Genomic DNA, 15059 nt, shown 5'->3' on the forward strand with positions numbered 1-15059 from the left:
AAACTCCTTGAGGTTGCTGTTGACGTTCGGCTGTCGCCGACCTTGTAGAGAAGGTTTTACCTTCATTTATGTTGCAGTGCACACTGTAGAGAACGCGTCCCTGAACGTCCAATGGACACTTTCAATTCAGGCTATAGAAGGCCCCTATGCCTTCCTTATCCTTGCTTATGCCGCTCGCCCTTTCGTCCACCTTTGCCGATATTTTGAGGCCGCGAAGCAAAAGGCAAACCAAACTCTAACTGGTCCGACATGACGACTTCAATTGCTTTCATCGGCCTGGGTGCCATGGGTGCGCCCATGCTGGGCCATTTGCTGCAACTGGGCTGCAGCGCCAAAGCCTATGCCCGCAGCGACAGCAGCCGCGCTGCCGCGGCCGAGCTGGGCGTTCACCTCTGCACCAGCCCGGCAGAGGCCGCGCGCGGCGCCGAGTTCATTTTCACCAACGTCACCTCGACAGAAGACGTGCGCAACGTGCTCTGCGGCCCGGAGGGTGCTTTGCACGGCGCACAGCCCGGCGCGGTGTGCGTCGACCACAGCACCATCTCACCGGAAGGGGCGCGTGAAATCGGGCAGGCCCTGCAGGCCGCCGGGCTGCATTTTCTCGACGCCCCCGTGTCGGGCGGCGTGAACGGCGCGAAGCAAGCCAGCCTGAGCATCATGGTCGGCGGCGATGCCGGGGTTTTCGCCCGCGCCCTGCCCTTGCTGCGCGCCCTCGGCCAAAACGTGCGCCACGTCGGGCCCAGCGGCAGCGGCCAGGTGGCCAAGGCCTGCAATCAACTCATTCAGGTCGTCACCATCGAAGCCATCGCCGAGGCTTTGCTTTATGCCACGCGGCAAGGCGTGGACGCCCACGCGGTGCTCGGCGCCATTTCCACAGGTTTTGCCGGCAGCCGCATGCTGGATCTGATGGGCCCGAAAATGGCGCAGCGCGATTTCGCCGCGGGCATCGAAGCCCGGTTGCACGCCAAGGATTTCGGCCTGATCGCCGCATCGGCCCAGGCCGCCGGGCTGCATCTGCCCGCACTGGAACAGGTACAGCGCCAACTCGATGCGCTGATGAAATCCGGGTGGGGACGGGACGACACCTCCAGCCTGCTGCGGGCGCTGGAGTCGCAACAGGACGGGCTCAATCGGCCGGAGTGAGGTCTTGCGCTGTGTTGGCAGCGTCGGCCGTTTCGCTCACGCGCTCGCGCTCTCGCGTCCCGATCAGATCCCACAGACGGCTGTGCAACGCAGACCCCGGCTGCGCCAGCGCGTCCAGCGCCGAAAAGTGATGCGCGCCCGGAACGACCAGCGTCTTGCCCGATCCGGGCCAGTGGCGGTGCATCAACCGGGCCTGCGCGTGAAAAGCCTCAGACTCGTCAGCGCCCAGCGCCAAGGCCAGCGCAGCCGGCCCGGCGGGAGGCAACCACGCCGGCGACATCGCCCGCGCCGAATGTTGCGTGAGCTTCAGGTCGCGCTGCAAAAACGCCGTCTTGCGCACCGCCTCCAGGTCGTACACCCCCGACAACGCGAGAGCCCCCGCCGGAATCTGGGCCGGCAGATCGTCGCCGTACCAATCGAAGCGGCAGGCCAGCATCATGGCCGCCAGATGCGCACCCGCAGAATGCCCCGCCAACACGATGCGCGAACGATCCACGCCAAAGTCTTCCGCCCGGCGCCAGACCCACGCCAGCGCCTGCACCACATCGCCCACGATCTGCTGCAACGTCGCCCCGGGGGCAAGCGCGTAATTCACCACCACCACATGCACTCCGCGCGCCACGAACGGCGGCGCGATGAAACTGTGATCAGCCTTGTCCAGCGAACGCCACCAGCCGCCGTGGATGAACACCAGACAGGGCGCCAACCCCGTCGCGGCCGGGGCGAACCAGTCCAGCGTCTGCGCAATCGAATCGCCATACGGCAGATCGAGCAGGCAGGGCCAGTTCAACCGCGCCTCCTGCGAGTCGCGCTTCCAGCGCGCGAGATAATCGGCCCAGTCGGGCACCAGCTCACGATTGTTGAATTGGCGGTCGAGCACCGCAGCGTCGTAACGCATCATCCCACCCCACCGGGTTCGAATACGGATTTATGACGGCTTGATGGTAGGCCGGGAAGTCGCACCTCACCACCTGAGATACCGTTCGTTACCAATCACCCCACCCCCGGCAATCGATCCCGCTTCCCGGCGTCGGTTATGATTTTGGTTTTCGGGCCGATAGCTCAGCTGGGAGAGCGCTGCGTTCGCAATGCAGAGGTCGGGAGTTCGATCCTCCTTCGGTCCACCAAACACCCAAGCCCAGGCCAGCGCCTGGGCTTTTGTTTTGCGCGTCGGGCGCTCGGCAATCGTGAAAGAATTGTGACCTTCTGAAATGAGCCTGGCGCATGGCGCGGGCTTTACTGTCATGCAAACCGCCGCAATGCAAACCGAACAGGTCCGCTCTTACCTTCTCGATCTCCAGGCCCGCATCCTCGAAGCGCTTCAAGCTGCGGACGGTCAGCCCTTTCGCCGCGATACGTGGACGCGCCCCGCCGACTCGCCGCTGCAGGGCGAGGGCATCAGCAGTCTGATCGAGTTTGGCGGTCTGCTCGAGCGCGGGGGCTGCAACTTTTCGCATGTGCGCGGCCCCAAGCTGCCGCCTTCGGCCACGCAGCACCGGCCCGAACTGGCGGGAGCGCCGTTTGAGGCGCTGGGCATTTCGCTGGTGTTCCACCCGACCAACCCCTATGTGCCGACGGTGCATATGAATGTGCGCATGCTCATGGCCGAGCCCGAAGGCCAGGCGCCGGTGGCGTGGTTCGGCGGCGGCATGGATCTCACGCCTTATTACGGCTTCGAAGACGACGCCCGCCACTTTCACCGCACCTGCCAGGCCGCGCTTGCGCCGTTTGGCGATGACCACTATCCGCGCTTCAAGGCGTGGTGTGACGAATACTTCTTTCTCAAGCATCGCAACGAGCCGCGCGGCATCGGCGGTGTGTTTTTTGACGATTACAACGAGGGCGGCTTCGAGCAGGGTTTCGCCCTGATGCGCGCCGTGGGTGATGCCTTCCTGCCGGCCTATGTGCCCATCGTCGAGCGGCGTCGCGCCCTGCCCTACGGCGAACGCGAGCGCGACTTCCAGGCCTACCGCCGCGGGCGCTATGTCGAGTTCAATCTGGTGTGGGACCGCGGCACGCACTTCGGTCTGCAGTCGGGCGGGCGCACCGAATCCATCCTCATGTCGATGCCGCCTATCGTGAAGTGGCGCTACGACTGGCACCCCGAGGCGGGCTCGCCCGAGGCGCAGCTGTACGACACCTTTCTCAAGCCGCGGGACTGGGCCGCTGCATGAGTGGCGCCGCCTCGGCAACGCCCCGGCGCATCGGTTTGCTCGGCGGCAGTTTCGACCCGATTCACAACGCGCACCTGCAACTCGCGCAGAGCGCCTGCACCGAGTTGGCGCTCGACGCTGTCTGGTTCATCCCCGCCGGGCAGCCTTGGCAGCGCGATCCGCTGGCGGCGAGCCCGCAACAGCGTTGGGACATGGTGAATCTCGCCATCGCGGGACGCACCGGCCTGCGCGCCTGCGACATCGAGCTCAAGCGCCAGGGGCCGAGCTACACCATCGACACCGTGCGCGAGTTGCGCGCCGCGCACCCAGACGCGGCGTTCACCTTCATTCTGGGCGCCGATCAGTTGCGCAACCTCCCGACCTGGAACGGCTGGGAAGATATCGTGTCCGAGGTCGATCTGGCCGCCGCGCGGCGACCGGGCTACGACGACAAGGCGCCGTCCGAACTGCTCGAGGCACTGACCGCCCAAGGCCATCAGTTGCACCGCCTGTCCATGCCCGAGATCGATCTATCGGCCACGCGCATCCGCCGCCATCTCGCCCAAGGCGAATCGCTCGCCGGGCTGGCGCCTGCCGCTGTGGCACACTACATTGATCAACATCGCCTTTACACGCACTCATAACGCACTCATCAGCATGGATATCCGCAAACTGCAACGCACCATCGTCGACGCTCTGGAAGACGTCAAGGCCCAGGACATCGAGGTGTTCAACACCGAAGAACTCACCAGCCTGTTCGACCGGGTCATCGTCGCCAGCGGCACGTCCAACCGCCAGACGCGCGCGCTGGCCAGCAGTGTGCGCGACAGCGTGAAAGCCGCCGGATTCGATGTGCGCAACCCCGAAGGCGAAGAAACCGGCGAGTGGGTGCTGGTGGACTGCGGCGCCGCGGTGGTGCACATCATGCAGCCCGCGATCCGTGCGTATTACAAGCTCGAAGAACTCTGGGGCGCCAAGCCGGTGCATCTCAAGCTCGGCGGCGCCAAACGGGTCGGCGCGAAAGTGGCCGCCAAGGGTCCGGACAGCCGCCCCGACAAGCCCGAAGACGACACCAAGGCGCCAGCTCGCAAAACCGCGGCCCGCAAGAGCGCGGCCAGCAAAACCGTCGCCCGCAAGCGTCCGGCCGCCAAGAAGGCCGCGGCGAAAACCGCCCCCGCGCGCACCTCGCCGTATGGCGAAACCAGCACCGAGAAAAAACGCGTGACCCGCGTGGTCGGCACGGCTGCGGGCGCTCGCTCCGCCCCGGTGGCTCCGGCCCGCAAGCGGGCACAGCCTGCTGAGGCACCGGTTGCCGCCAAACGACCCGCCGCGCGCAAAACCACCGCCGCTGCGGCCAAGCGCCCCGCGGCCAAGAAAGCCGCGTCCTCGGCTCCGACCAAGCGCGTTGCGGCCAAAAAGCGGGCTTCTTGACCGCCTCGCGGCTGGCTGACCCGCCGTCGGGCTCCGCATGAAACTCTGGCTGCTCGCCGTGGGTCAGCGCATGCCGCGCTGGGTGGACGAAGCCTATGCCGACTACGCCAAGCGCCTGCCGCCTGAAACGCCCCTGCTGCTCAAGGAGATCAAGGCAGAGGCGCGCAGCTCCAGCATCAGTGCCGAAGCGGTGATGGAACGCGAGGCCCAGCGCATCGAGGCCGCCATGCCTGCGGGCGCGCGCCTCGTCACTCTCGATGAACGCGGTCAGCGCCTCACCACCGCCGCGCTGGCTGAAGCCTTGCAGCAGTGGCGCCAGGAAGGCCGCGATGTCGCGCTGGTCATCGGTGGCGCGGACGGACTGGCCCCGCGCCTTAAACAGAAGGCCGACACCTTGCTGCGACTCTCCGATCTCACCCTGCCCCACGGCCTCGTGCGGGTGCTGCTGGCCGAGCAGCTCTACCGCGCCCACAGCCTGCTCAGCGGCCATCCCTATCACCGCGCCTGACGGCCTGCCGCCGCGCCGCGCACGGCGATAATCGGGGCTCGACTTCGCTGCTCAAAATCATGCCATCCCCTAACGCCGACTCTCTCTGGGCCGATGTGCTCGCCGTGCGCCAGCAACAACCGCTGGTGCACAACATCACCAATTTCGTGGTGATGAATTACAACGCCAATGCCCTGCTGGCGCTGGGCGCTGCGCCGGTGATGGCGCACGCCCGCGAAGAGGTGCGCGACATGGCCGGCATCGCTCAGGCGCTGGTGCTCAATATCGGCACTTTGTCGCCCGAGTGGATCGAGGCCATGGTCATGGCGCTGCAGACGGCGCGCGGACGCGGCATTCCGGTGGTGCTCGACCCGGTGGGCGCCGGGGCTACGCCTTACCGCAACCGCGCCGTTGCCGAGTTGCTCGCCGCAGGCAGCCCCACGGTGCTGCGCGGCAACGCCTCGGAGATTCTCAGTGTCGCCGGGGTGGAGGCGGCCACCCGCGGCGTGGATAGCGCCGCCGCGTCGGACGACGCGGTGCAGACCGCCCGCACGCTCGCCGCCCGCCTGGGCGCTGTGGTCTGCGTGAGTGGCGCGACCGACCACATCCTCGCGCCCGATGGCCGTCATGTGCGCCTGTCCAACGGGCATGTGTGGATGACCCGAGTCACGGGCGTGGGCTGCTCAGCCACAGCGCTGATCGGTGCTTTCTGCGCCGTGCAGCCCGACGCGTTTCACGCCACCGTCGCCGCGATGGCCTATCTCGGTGTGGTCGGCGAAGTCGCCGCCGAGCAAGTGCAAGCGCAGGGCCGCGGCGTCGGTCAGTTGCAAATCGCCCTGCTCGACGGCCTGCAACTTCTGGACGCCGAAACCTTCCACGCCCGGCTGCGCCTGCAAGCCGATGACTGAAGCTGCCCGTCGCTGGCCCCTGGCCGCGCTGCGGCTGCACCTGGTCACCGACGCCGCCCTGTGCGGCCCGCGTGGCGTTGAGGCCGTGGTCGCCGCAGCGGTGAGGGGCGGGGCCACCTGCGTGCAGTTGCGCGAAAAGCAGCTCGACACCCGGCCTTTCGTCGAACGCGCCCGCGCGCTAAAGGCCCTGCTCGCACCGCTGGGGGTGCCGCTGATCATCAACGACCGGCTCGATGTGGCGCTGGCCGCGGGCGCAGACGGCGTGCATGTCGGCCAGAGCGATCTGCCGCCCGAAAACGTGCGACGGTTGATGCCGCACGCCCTCATCGGCCTGTCGGTCGAAAACCCCGAGCAGGTGCGCGCGGCGGCCGACATGCCGGTGGATTACCTCGGCGTCAGCCCGGTGTTTTCCACCCCGAGCAAACAAGACACCGCCCCCGCACTCGGCCTCGAAGGGCTGCGGGCGATGCGTGCCCTCACCGATCTGCCCCTGATCGCCATTGGCGGCATTGATCTGAACAATGCGGCGCAAGTGCTGGCCGCAGGCGCCGATGGCTTGGCCGTGGTGCGGGCGCTGTGCGCCGCGCCCGACCCCGCTGCCGCCGCGCAAGCCTTGCGCCAGCTCACCGACTCGTCCACCTTCGTCCATTCATGAACGCGACCGAACCCCTGCAAGACACCCCTGCCGTCGCACGCTACGCACGCGTGCTGAGCATCGCTGGCTCCGACAGCGGCGGCGGCGCCGGCATCCAGGCCGACCTCAAAACCATGGCCGCGCTGGGCTGCTATGGCATGACGGCCATCACCGCCATCACGGCGCAGAACACGCAAGGCGTGCGCGCCATTCAGGCGCTGCCGCCCGAATTGCTCGCGCAGCAGATCGACGCCGTGGTCGAAGACATCGGCGTGGATGCGGTGAAAATCGGCATGCTGCACGATGTGGGCGTGGTGCGGGTGGTGGCCGAGGCCATTCGCCGCCATCGCTTCACTCATGTGGTGCTCGACCCGGTGATGGTCGCCACCAGCGGCGACAAGCTGATCACCGAATCCACCGTGGACCGGCTCGTTGATGAGCTCTTTCCCCTCGCCACGCTGATCACCCCCAACCTCGACGAAGCCGCCTGGCTACTGCGGCTGGGCACCATAAACGCCGACGCGCTGGAAGACACGGCCAATCTGCTGCACGTGCTGGGCGCTCGCGCGGTGCTGCTCAAGGGCGGCCACTTGCCCGGCCCGCAGCTCACCGACTTGCTGCGTCTGCCCGATGGAGAAGTGCGGCGCTGGGAAGCGCCGCGCATCCCCACGCGCAACACCCACGGCACGGGCTGCAGCCTGTCATCGGCCATCGCGTGTTATCTCGCCCTGGGTGAGACGCTGGCCGATGCCGTGGCGCATGGTCGGGACTATGTGCGACAAGCGCTGCTCGCCGGAGCCGACATGCAACTCGGCCACGGCCACGGCCCGCTCAACCACGGTCACGCACCTTTGGCGACGAAGCGCCTGCCGCTCTAAGCCGCCGCGGGCGCCCGCGCCTCGCGCCAGCGCAGCACCCCCGCCGCCAGCAGCGTGAAGGCCAGGCTGGGCAGGGCCGAGCCCCAATTCGGCCACCAGACCGTGCCCAACTGAAACACGCCGATGCCCAGTAACCACACGCTCATCGGCCCCCAGCGCCAGTTGCTCTGCGGCGGCAAACCCGGTGCCAGCTGCGCGATCACCACGCCGAACAGCGGCACGAAAATTGAACTCAGGGTGAGCAGAAAGGGCTCAAGCGCGTGCATCGGCAGCGCCAACGCCGCCGCGGTGGCCAGCAGCACCAAGGTCATGCCAATACGACGAATGCTCCAGCGGCTATTGAGAAAGTTGGTCGATACCGCACCCGAATGCACGTCGCCGTAGGCGTTGTCCACCTCATCCACCAGAATGAAACCCAGTGCAATCAATCCGCCCTGAGCCAGCAGCAGGGTGCTGAGCATGTCGATATCGGCAGGCGACACGCTGATGACCAGCACGCCCAGGGCGTAACACCAGATATTCGCCGCGGCATAGCCGAGCCAGGTGCCGCGCGCCGTGGCGCCGGCGTGGCGTCCGTAGCGGGCATAGTCGGCCACCAGCGGCAGCCACGACACCGGCATGGCGATCACCAGATCCACCGCCGCCAGCAAGCTCATCGAACCATCGCCCGGCTGCGCCCACAGCGCGGCAAAGCCGTGTTGCCAGGCCTTGAGTCCGAACTGATAGCTCAGCCACAGCAGCGAGGCGACGATCAGCGGCATTGCCGCGCGGCTGACGAAACGCCGCACCAGCCCGATCATCCGCCCGCTGGCCAGCACCAGCAGCAGCGAGCCCCAGGCCAGCGTCGCCACCACGGGCACCCAGGCCCCGCGTGCACCGAACACCTGCTCGACGATGGTGCGGGTGCCGTCGCGCATGATCACCAGCTCGAACGCCGTCCAGCCCAGCAGTTGCACCACATTGAGCGCCACCGGCAGCATGGCGAAGCGCTGCCCCAGCGTGCGCCCGATCAGCGCCGAACTCGACAGACCGTGCCGGCTGCCGATCCCCGCCACCCAGGCCAGCAAACCCGCGCCCAGCAAGGACCCCAGCGCAATCGCCCCGGCCGCCTGCGGCAGGCTCAAGCCTGGCCGCAGATACGCGCCCACCTGCATGACCAGCAGCCCCACCCCCAGACTGAACCACAGCGCGGCGGCATCGGTGAAGGTGAAAATGCGTTCCGCCACGGGAACCGAGGCATTGGACGCGTGCGCCGCGTCACTTGAAGTTGTGTGTGTTGCCATGGCCCATTTCTGCGTGCTCGCGCAGAAACCCGGCCGGGCCATGCGCGCCATAGCACGCGCTGCCCACCCTGCTTCCCTGCGCGAGGATGACCTCAATCAGGTTCAAAGGGACTCTCTCAGCGAAGCTGCCTACTGCCGCAGCCCCGCACCCCCAGCGTTGCGCCGCAGGATTGCGACACGGCGTCGATTGTAGGCAGGATGACGCCTACAAGCCGCACCACGCCAGCGCCGGAGCAAGGCTAAGCTATGCCGCCTGACCCGTGTCCACCCATGCGCCCGATCCGCACTCGCCGCCTGACCTTGGCCGCACGCCTGCTCTGGGCCGCACCCTATTCGGTGCTCGGCCTGCTCGCCGCCCTACCCGCCTGTGCGCTGGGCGCTCGGCTGCGCCGCAGCGGCCACACCCTGGAATGCACGGGCGGCCAACTGGTTCGCTGGATGCAGCGCCTGCCCAACCGCCATCGCCTCGTCGCCCTCACTCTGGGGCATGTCATCCTCGCGGTCGACGCCCCCGCCATGCAGCGCTTGCGCGCTCACGAACGCGTGCATGTGCGGCAATACGAGCATTGGGGCCCATTCTTCGGGCCCGCCTATTTGCTGGAGAGCCTGTGGCAAACCCTGCGCGGGCGCGATGCCTACCTCGCCAACCGATTCGAGCGGGAAGCCTATGCGAAGGGCGGACCATTTCTCACGAAAACTCATGATCAGTAAGCCCGCCGCGCTGGGTACCGAAAACGAACGCAGCGGCGGCGCTCCGTGCTCGCGCAATCGCTTGATCGGCCCTGAAGTTGCGCGCCCAAATTATTGACGCGCATCAATCCCCGTGTTTCGCAAACGCCTAGCCTGACTGCGAGTCAACCTTGACTCAAAACTTTTTCAGGAGAGTGCCATGATTGCCACCAAGCCATTTTTGACTGCCTTGTCTCTCAGCATCCTGCTCGCAGGTGGAGGGCTGACCGCAACTTCTGCCTACGCTCAAACCCAAAAGCAGGAAACCATCTACGGTAGCCAATTGATGACGCAGAAGGAGCGTCGTGAATACCGACTCAAAATGCGCGAGGCGAAAACCACAGAGCAGCGGGAACAGATCCGGGCAGAACATCACAAGCTGATGCAGGAACGTGCGAAGGAGCGCGGCGTCAAGCTGCCTGATGCACCCCCGGCGCAAGGCATGCATCAAGGGATGGGCTCAGGTGGCGCCATGGGTCCTGGCGGCGGCGGCATGGGGCCGGGCGGCGGCATGGGGCCGGGCGGCGCAGCGAAACCCTGATTCAGCTCAGTCGGCCTTCTCAAGGAAACGCCGGGCCGCCCCAAGTTTCCTTGACCCCCACGGGGGGGGGGCTGGGCACAGCCCAGCCTTGGGGGCGCTCAAGGAGGCGCGACTTTCCGGTAAACCTGCGCAAACCGTCCCTGCTCAACCACGCCGTAATCGCCTGGCGCGTATTGCAGCAGCCAGTCGCCGGGGCTGCCGCGCAGCAGATCGCCGCCAGCGCTGCGGGCCATGCGAAACGGTGTGGGCATCTGCCGCGCCAGAACGGGAATAGGCTGGTTGATGTAAGCGCCATTCTGTCCCATGGACGTCGGCGCGAGGGCTTGGTAGCGCGCCTCGAAACGGGCGCGCGACACGCTCCAGCGGTCGCCGGTGGCGCCGGTGATGATGGCATCGCCCGCTGCGTAACGATTGGGGCCTTCGCGGCTGGTCAATTCACCGGAATCGACGGCGAATTGCACCTGCACGGTTTCTCGCTTGATGTAGGTGGCTGCCAGCGGGTCGGTGCGCAAATCGACGTTTTGCAACAACGGCGCGCTGGGATCGTTTTCGGTCATGGCTGATTTGTTCACCATCTCTCACTTGCCATCGAGCACTTCCCAGCGTTCCAGGGCGTGGAGCAGTTCTTCGTCGATCTGCGCGTAACGTTCCTGCATCTCGCTGATACGCATCGTGGCAGAGGTATAACTCGCCGGGTCGGCCAGTTGATCGGAAAGCGATTTCTGCTCTGCCTCCAGGGCGGCTATGCGGCCGGGCAGTTCCTGCAGCTCGCGCTGTTCCTTGTAGCTCAGCTTGCGCTTGGCCGGTGCGGGGGGAATGGGCGGCTGTGCATGAGCCGATTTGGTAGGCGCCGCGCCGCGTTTGTCCGCCCCGCCTGCGGCCGATTTATTCAGCTGCGCCTGCAAGGCGCGGGCACGCTGCGATTGGGTGAGCCAGTCGGAGACGCCGCCTTCGTATTCGCGCCAACGGCCAGGGTCTTCCGGCGTGGCCTCGCTCACTATCGTGCTGGTGACCACATTGTCGAGAAAGCGACGGTCGTGGCTGACCAGAAACACGGTACCGGGAAAGTCTTGCAGCAACTGCTCCAGCAGTTCGAGGGTGTCGATGTCGAGGTCGTTGGTCGGCTCGTCGAGCACCAGCACATTGGCCGGGCGGGCGAACAACCTAGCCAGCAGCAAACGGTTGCGCTCCCCCCCTGAAAGCGACTTGACCGGCGAGTTGGCCCGCGCGGGCGAGAACAAAAAATCGCCCAGATAACTCATCACATGCTTGCGCTGCCCGGCCACCTCAACCCATTCGCTGCCAGGGCTGATGGTGTCGGCCAGGGTGGCGTCAAGGTTGAGCACGGCGCGCATCTGATCGAAATAGGCGATCTGCAAGCGCGTTCCCTGCCGCACGGTGCCGCTATCGGGTTCGATCTCGCCCAGAATGAGCTTGAGCAGCGTGGTTTTGCCCGCGCCGTTGGGCCCAATGAGGCCGACCTTGTCGCCACGCAGAATCGTGGCGGAGAAATCGCGCACCAGTACCCGCTCGCCATAGGCCTTGTTGACGCCTTGCAGCTCGGCCACGATCTTGCCACTGGACTGACCGCCATCCACCTCAAGTTTGACGCGCCCGAGCGAATCGCGCCGCGCCGCGCGTTGGCTGCGCAGCGCTTCCAGGCGGTTGATGCGGCTCACGCTGCGGGTCCGCCGCGCTTCTACGCCCTTGCGTATCCACACCTCTTCCTGCGCCAGAAGCTTGTCGGCGCGGGCGTTCATCACCGACTCATCGGCCAGTTCCTGCTCCTTACGCGCCTCATAAGCGGCGAAATTGCCGGGATAACTGCGCAACGTGCCGCGATCGAGTTCGACAATGCGGGTCGCCACATCGTCGAGAAACGCCCGGTCGTGGGTGATGAGAATCAGGCTGCCGCGAAAGCCGGTGAGCAGTTCTTCCAGCCAGGCGATGGCATCGAGATCGAGGTGATTGGTCGGCTCGTCGAGCAGCAGCACGTCGGGCGCCGCCACCAGCGCCTGCGCCAGCGCCACGCGCTTTTGCATCCCGCCGGACAGACTACCCACGAGCGTCGTGCCGTCGAGTTGCAGGCGCTGCAGTGTTTGATCGACGCGCGTCTCCCAGTTCCAGCCGTCGAGCAGTTCAATGCGGGTCTGCAGGGCGTCGAGGTCGTCTTCGGGCGCGTGCTGCTCGAAACGGTCGCGCAGGGCGCGGGCTTCGGCCACGCCTTCGCTCACCACATCGAACACACTGGCCTGGGCAGAAAAGTCCGCCTCCTGTGGCACATACACCCGGCGCAGACCCTGCTGCACCTGCACCAGGCCATCGTCGGGCGGCTCCAGCCCGGCCAGAATACGCAGCAGAGATGACTTTCCGGTGCCGTTGCGACCGATCAGGCCCACCCGCTCGCCCACCTCCAGCGCCATGGCGGCATGATCGAGCAGGGCCACATGGCCGAAAGCGAGCGACAAATCTGAAACGGAGAGGACGGCCATGCGTAGCGTTTGTTGAAGAAAGACGCTCATTGTGCCAGTCGGTCGCCGCTACCATACTCTGATGGACTCCCTGCGCGCTGAACTCGCCGTGCTGGCCGCGCGGCTGATCGTCGAAGACGGTCTGGACTACGGCACGGCCAAGCGCAAGGCCGCCAAGCGCCTGCTGGGCGAACGCGTGGCGCACGATCTGCTGCCCAGCAACGATGAAATCGAGCAGCAGGTACGCGAAGAACTCGCCCTGTTTCATGCTGACACCCAACCCGCGCAATTGCTGCAGTTGCGCCGCGCCGCGCTGACGCTGATGGAAGCGTTTGCGGCGTTCAATCCGCATCTGGCCGGGGCTGTCTGGCACGGCACCGCCAACGAACACACCGATCTGCATGTGCTGCTGTTCACCGACGACAGCAAGGGCGTGGAAATTCACTGCATCGACCACGGCATCGCTTTTCAGGTCGGCGAAGCCCCGCACTACGCCGGGCGCGGCCGTGTCGAACAACTCACCCTGCACTGGCCCCCGCATGACCGTCAAGCCGTGCTTGCCCATCTGAGCCTTTACCCGGAAAAAGACGTGCGCGGCGCCCTGCTGCCTGATGCGCAAGGGCGCACGCCCAGAGGCACGCTGCGTGCGCTCAGGCAACTCCTGAGCGCCCCCGCCAGCGATGGGGAAAACCCGAGACTCTGAAGCTTTTCCCCGGCCATGCACAATGCGAGCAGTCTGATTGCTACACCACAACCCCATGAACAAAGTCAATATCTGGATTTCTGCCGCCATCATCCTCCTCATCGCTGCGGTGCTCGGCAATGCCTGGTTTCAGCGTGAACGCAGCGTGCCCATTGCGGTTGAAAACAATGCGGTCAAGTCTTTTTTCGCTGACAAACTCGACGATCTGCAGGGAAAATCCATCGATCTGTCGCAATACCGCGGAAAACCGCTGGTGATCAATTTCTGGGCGAGCTGGTGCCCGCCTTGCATCGCAGAAATGCCCGACTTTTCGAAGTTTTATCAGCAGAACAAAGACAAAGGCATCGAGATGGTCGGCATTGCGCTCGACAACCCCACTGCGGTGCGCAATTTCCTGAAAGAGCATCCGGTGAGCTACCCCATTCTGCTGGGCGGCATGAATGGCATCGCCCTGAGCACCAGCCTGGGCAATAAGCAGGGGGGCCTGCCATTCACCGTGGTGCTCGATGGCAAGGGCGACGTGGTGTTTCAAAAGCTGGGAAAAACCTCTCTCGACGAACTGAAAGAAGCGGTACCCTCCGGTCATTGAGCCCGCGCATCAGAGTTGCGTTCAACCATCGTTCATCCCACCCTGTTCAATCGCCCTTCCATGACCCGCATCCTTGTTCTCCACGGCCCCAATCTCAACCTGCTGGGGCAGCGTGAACCACATATCTATGGCGCGACCACGCTGGACGATATCAATCAGTCGCTGCAAACCCTTGCCGCCGAACTGGGGGTGGAGGTGCAGACTTTCCAGAGCAATCACGAAGGCGACCTGATTGATCGGTTACATGCAGCTCGCCTGGACGGCACGCGCTACATCATCATCAACCCTGCGGCCTATACCCACACCAGCGTTGCCCTGCGTGACGCCATCGCGGCCACCGATCTGCCCTTCATCGAAGTGCATCTGAGCAATGTGTACCGCCGCGAACCGTTCCGCCATCACTCCTACTTTTCCGATCTGGCCACCGCCGTCATCAGCGGTTGTGGTGCTCACGGCTACACACTGGCCATGCGCCATGCCGTAGTCGATCTTGGGAATCGTAAAAATTGATGGTCTAATGCGACACTTATCAGCGACTTAACGACAGATCATGGATTTACGCAAACTCAAGACTTTGATCGACCTGGTCTCCGATTCCAACGTCTCCGAGCTGGAGATCACGGAAGCCGAAGGCACGGTCAGAATCGTCAAGGCGCAGCCGCAGCCCATCATTCAATACGCGCAGATGCCCGCTCAGTTGGCATCTCAGGCTCCGATGCAATATGCCGCGCCCCAGGCCATGCCCGCTCATGCTCAGGTATCCGCCGCCGAACCAGCCCCCGCCCCGGAGGCGCAAGGGCATGTGCTGAAGTCGCCGATGGTCGGCACGTTCTACCGCTCTTCTTCTCCGGGGGCGGCGCCGTTCGTTGAGGTGGGCGACACGGTCAAGGTCGGCCAGACGCTGTGCATCATCGAGGCGATGAAAATTCTCAACGAAATCGAATGCGACAAAGACGGCGTGATCAAGGCCGTGCTGGGCGAAAACGGCCAGGCCGTCGAATTCGGCCAGCCGTTGTTCGTGATCGAGTAATGGCTTTTTCAGGAGAGCGCAGAGCCGCTTCCGGTTTCTTGACTCCCCCAGGGGAGCAAACCCAGGCAGTACCGAGGCA

At 65.2% G+C, this 15059-nt stretch carries 19 protein-coding genes and 1 tRNA gene; 15 read left to right on the forward strand and 5 right to left on the reverse strand.

The genetic code is table 11. The annotated features are described in order from the left end of the window. Nucleotides 1-249: 249 nt before the first annotated feature. Nucleotides 250-1143, forward strand: a complete 894-nt coding sequence (locus ABT24_RS03820) for an NAD(P)-dependent oxidoreductase (protein WP_276726915.1) — start codon at nucleotides 250-252, stop codon at nucleotides 1141-1143. Here ABT24_RS03820 and ABT24_RS03825 read toward each other — a convergent pair. Further along, nucleotides 1127-2041, reverse strand: a complete 915-nt coding sequence (locus ABT24_RS03825; protein ID WP_353743821.1) for an alpha/beta hydrolase — start codon at nucleotides 2039-2041, stop codon at nucleotides 1127-1129. The two genes, ABT24_RS03820 and ABT24_RS03825, sit on opposite strands and share 17 nt — an antisense overlap. Before the next feature lie 153 nt (nucleotides 2042-2194). Here ABT24_RS03825 and ABT24_RS03830 point away from each other — a divergent pair. The 8 genes from ABT24_RS03830 to thiD all read left to right on the forward strand — a co-directional run bounded on the left by ABT24_RS03830 (nucleotide 2195) and on the right by thiD (nucleotide 7634). After that, a tRNA-Ala gene (locus ABT24_RS03830) sits at nucleotides 2195-2270 on the forward strand. Between the two features lie 117 nt (nucleotides 2271-2387). Then, nucleotides 2388-3317: an oxygen-dependent coproporphyrinogen oxidase gene (gene hemF, locus ABT24_RS03835; RefSeq protein WP_276726909.1), complete on the forward strand. Its 930-nt coding sequence runs from the start codon at nucleotides 2388-2390 to the stop codon at nucleotides 3315-3317. Then, nucleotides 3314-3940, forward strand: a complete 627-nt coding sequence (gene nadD / locus ABT24_RS03840) for a nicotinate-nucleotide adenylyltransferase (protein WP_276726906.1) — start codon at nucleotides 3314-3316, stop codon at nucleotides 3938-3940. The genes hemF and nadD overlap by 4 nt, the downstream gene beginning before the upstream one ends. Before the next feature lie 13 nt (nucleotides 3941-3953). Further along, nucleotides 3954-4727 carry a ribosome silencing factor gene (gene rsfS, locus ABT24_RS03845; protein ID WP_276726904.1) on the forward strand — a complete coding sequence of 258 codons (774 nt, stop codon included), beginning with the start codon at nucleotides 3954-3956 and terminating at the stop codon, nucleotides 4725-4727. Between the two features lie 37 nt (nucleotides 4728-4764). Then, nucleotides 4765-5235 (forward strand): 23S rRNA (pseudouridine(1915)-N(3))-methyltransferase RlmH, encoded by a 471-nt coding sequence (rlmH, locus tag ABT24_RS03850; protein WP_276726901.1) that lies wholly within the window; start codon nucleotides 4765-4767, stop codon nucleotides 5233-5235. 59 nt (nucleotides 5236-5294) lie between these two features. Further along, a complete protein-coding gene (thiM, locus tag ABT24_RS03855; RefSeq protein ID WP_276726898.1) occupies nucleotides 5295-6122 on the forward strand; it encodes a hydroxyethylthiazole kinase in 828 nt (275 codons plus the stop codon). Then, complete coding sequence (gene thiE / locus ABT24_RS03860) at nucleotides 6115-6777, forward strand: thiamine phosphate synthase (RefSeq protein ID WP_276726895.1); 663 nt, start codon at nucleotides 6115-6117, stop codon at nucleotides 6775-6777. Before thiM ends, thiE begins: the two co-directional genes overlap by 8 nt. Further along, complete coding sequence (gene thiD, locus ABT24_RS03865) at nucleotides 6774-7634, forward strand: bifunctional hydroxymethylpyrimidine kinase/phosphomethylpyrimidine kinase (protein WP_276726892.1); 861 nt, start codon at nucleotides 6774-6776, stop codon at nucleotides 7632-7634. Before thiE ends, thiD begins: the two co-directional genes overlap by 4 nt. On the opposite strand, the gene ABT24_RS03870 is transcribed toward thiD, so the two are convergent. After that, a complete protein-coding gene (locus ABT24_RS03870; protein ID WP_276726889.1) occupies nucleotides 7631-8917 on the reverse strand; it encodes a purine-cytosine permease family protein in 1287 nt (428 codons plus the stop codon). The genes thiD and ABT24_RS03870 overlap by 4 nt on opposite strands. After that, entirely contained in the window at nucleotides 8892-9023 is a 132-nt protein-coding gene (locus ABT24_RS15640; protein WP_422125536.1) for a hypothetical protein, read from the reverse strand. Before ABT24_RS15640 ends, ABT24_RS03870 begins: the two co-directional genes overlap by 26 nt. A gap of 164 nt (nucleotides 9024-9187) precedes the next feature. On the opposite strand from ABT24_RS15640, the gene ABT24_RS03875 reads away from it, so the two are divergent. Both ABT24_RS03875 and ABT24_RS03880 read left to right on the forward strand, forming a co-directional pair. Then, on the forward strand, nucleotides 9188-9628 hold the full coding sequence (locus ABT24_RS03875) for a signal peptide prediction (RefSeq protein ID WP_276726887.1): 441 nt from the start codon (nucleotides 9188-9190) through the stop codon (nucleotides 9626-9628). 178 nt (nucleotides 9629-9806) lie between these two features. Further along, complete coding sequence (locus ABT24_RS03880; RefSeq protein WP_276726884.1) at nucleotides 9807-10187, forward strand: hypothetical protein; 381 nt, start codon at nucleotides 9807-9809, stop codon at nucleotides 10185-10187. A gap of 98 nt (nucleotides 10188-10285) precedes the next feature. On the opposite strand, the gene ABT24_RS03885 is transcribed toward ABT24_RS03880, so the two are convergent. Together ABT24_RS03885 and ABT24_RS03890 are read right to left on the reverse strand one after the other, a co-directional pair. Beyond that, nucleotides 10286-10744 carry a PGDYG domain-containing protein gene (locus tag ABT24_RS03885; RefSeq protein WP_276726882.1) on the reverse strand — a complete coding sequence of 153 codons (459 nt, stop codon included), beginning with the start codon at nucleotides 10742-10744 and terminating at the stop codon, nucleotides 10286-10288. Nucleotides 10745-10765: 21 nt separating this feature from the next. Then, nucleotides 10766-12610, reverse strand: coding sequence for an ATP-binding cassette domain-containing protein (locus tag ABT24_RS03890; RefSeq protein WP_423837791.1), 1845 nt, complete (start codon nucleotides 12608-12610; stop codon nucleotides 10766-10768). 130 nt (nucleotides 12611-12740) lie between these two features. Between ABT24_RS03890 and ABT24_RS03895 the strand changes: the two genes are divergently transcribed. The 4 genes from ABT24_RS03895 to accB are packed head-to-tail and all read left to right on the forward strand — an operon-like array spanning nucleotide 12741 to nucleotide 14980. Continuing rightward, nucleotides 12741-13361, forward strand: a complete 621-nt coding sequence (locus tag ABT24_RS03895) for a hypothetical protein (RefSeq protein WP_013123900.1) — start codon at nucleotides 12741-12743, stop codon at nucleotides 13359-13361. A 55-nt stretch (nucleotides 13362-13416) separates the two neighbouring features. After that, nucleotides 13417-13950: a TlpA disulfide reductase family protein gene (locus tag ABT24_RS03900; RefSeq protein WP_013123901.1), complete on the forward strand. Its 534-nt coding sequence runs from the start codon at nucleotides 13417-13419 to the stop codon at nucleotides 13948-13950. A 60-nt stretch (nucleotides 13951-14010) separates the two neighbouring features. Next, on the forward strand, nucleotides 14011-14460 hold the full coding sequence (aroQ, locus tag ABT24_RS03905; protein ID WP_276726876.1) for a type II 3-dehydroquinate dehydratase: 450 nt from the start codon (nucleotides 14011-14013) through the stop codon (nucleotides 14458-14460). A 40-nt stretch (nucleotides 14461-14500) separates the two neighbouring features. Beyond that, a complete protein-coding gene (accB, locus tag ABT24_RS03910; RefSeq protein ID WP_276726874.1) occupies nucleotides 14501-14980 on the forward strand; it encodes an acetyl-CoA carboxylase biotin carboxyl carrier protein in 480 nt (159 codons plus the stop codon). Nucleotides 14981-15059 lie beyond the last annotated feature (79 nt).

The sequence above is a fragment of the Thiomonas sp. SCN 64-16 genome, from assembly GCF_001725585.1.
GTDB classification, from domain to species: domain Bacteria; phylum Pseudomonadota; class Gammaproteobacteria; order Burkholderiales; family Burkholderiaceae_C; genus Thiomonas; species Thiomonas arsenitoxydans.

Coding starts and splice junctions, on each gene's coding strand:
- ABT24_RS03820 (WP_276726915.1), top strand. CDS start 250: ATGACGACTTCAATTGCTTTCATCGGCCTGGGTGCCATGGGTGCGCCC.
- ABT24_RS03825 (WP_353743821.1), bottom strand. CDS start 2,041: ATGCGTTACGACGCTGCGGTGCTCGACCGCCAATTCAACAATCGTGAG.
- hemF (WP_276726909.1), top strand. CDS start 2,388: ATGCAAACCGCCGCAATGCAAACCGAACAGGTCCGCTCTTACCTTCTC.
- nadD (WP_276726906.1), top strand. CDS start 3,314: ATGAGTGGCGCCGCCTCGGCAACGCCCCGGCGCATCGGTTTGCTCGGC.
- rsfS (WP_276726904.1), top strand. CDS start 3,954: ATGGATATCCGCAAACTGCAACGCACCATCGTCGACGCTCTGGAAGAC.
- rlmH (WP_276726901.1), top strand. CDS start 4,765: ATGAAACTCTGGCTGCTCGCCGTGGGTCAGCGCATGCCGCGCTGGGTG.
- thiM (WP_276726898.1), top strand. CDS start 5,295: ATGCCATCCCCTAACGCCGACTCTCTCTGGGCCGATGTGCTCGCCGTG.
- thiE (WP_276726895.1), top strand. CDS start 6,115: ATGACTGAAGCTGCCCGTCGCTGGCCCCTGGCCGCGCTGCGGCTGCAC.
- thiD (WP_276726892.1), top strand. CDS start 6,774: ATGAACGCGACCGAACCCCTGCAAGACACCCCTGCCGTCGCACGCTAC.
- ABT24_RS03870 (WP_276726889.1), bottom strand. CDS start 8,917: ATGGCAACACACACAACTTCAAGTGACGCGGCGCACGCGTCCAATGCC.
- ABT24_RS03875 (WP_276726887.1), top strand. CDS start 9,188: ATGCGCCCGATCCGCACTCGCCGCCTGACCTTGGCCGCACGCCTGCTC.
- ABT24_RS03880 (WP_276726884.1), top strand. CDS start 9,807: ATGATTGCCACCAAGCCATTTTTGACTGCCTTGTCTCTCAGCATCCTG.
- ABT24_RS03885 (WP_276726882.1), bottom strand. CDS start 10,744: ATGACCGAAAACGATCCCAGCGCGCCGTTGTTGCAAAACGTCGATTTG.
- ABT24_RS03890 (WP_423837791.1), bottom strand. CDS start 12,610: ATGGCGCTGGAGGTGGGCGAGCGGGTGGGCCTGATCGGTCGCAACGGC.
- ABT24_RS03895 (WP_013123900.1), top strand. CDS start 12,741: ATGGACTCCCTGCGCGCTGAACTCGCCGTGCTGGCCGCGCGGCTGATC.
- ABT24_RS03900 (WP_013123901.1), top strand. CDS start 13,417: ATGAACAAAGTCAATATCTGGATTTCTGCCGCCATCATCCTCCTCATC.
- aroQ (WP_276726876.1), top strand. CDS start 14,011: ATGACCCGCATCCTTGTTCTCCACGGCCCCAATCTCAACCTGCTGGGG.
- accB (WP_276726874.1), top strand. CDS start 14,501: ATGGATTTACGCAAACTCAAGACTTTGATCGACCTGGTCTCCGATTCC.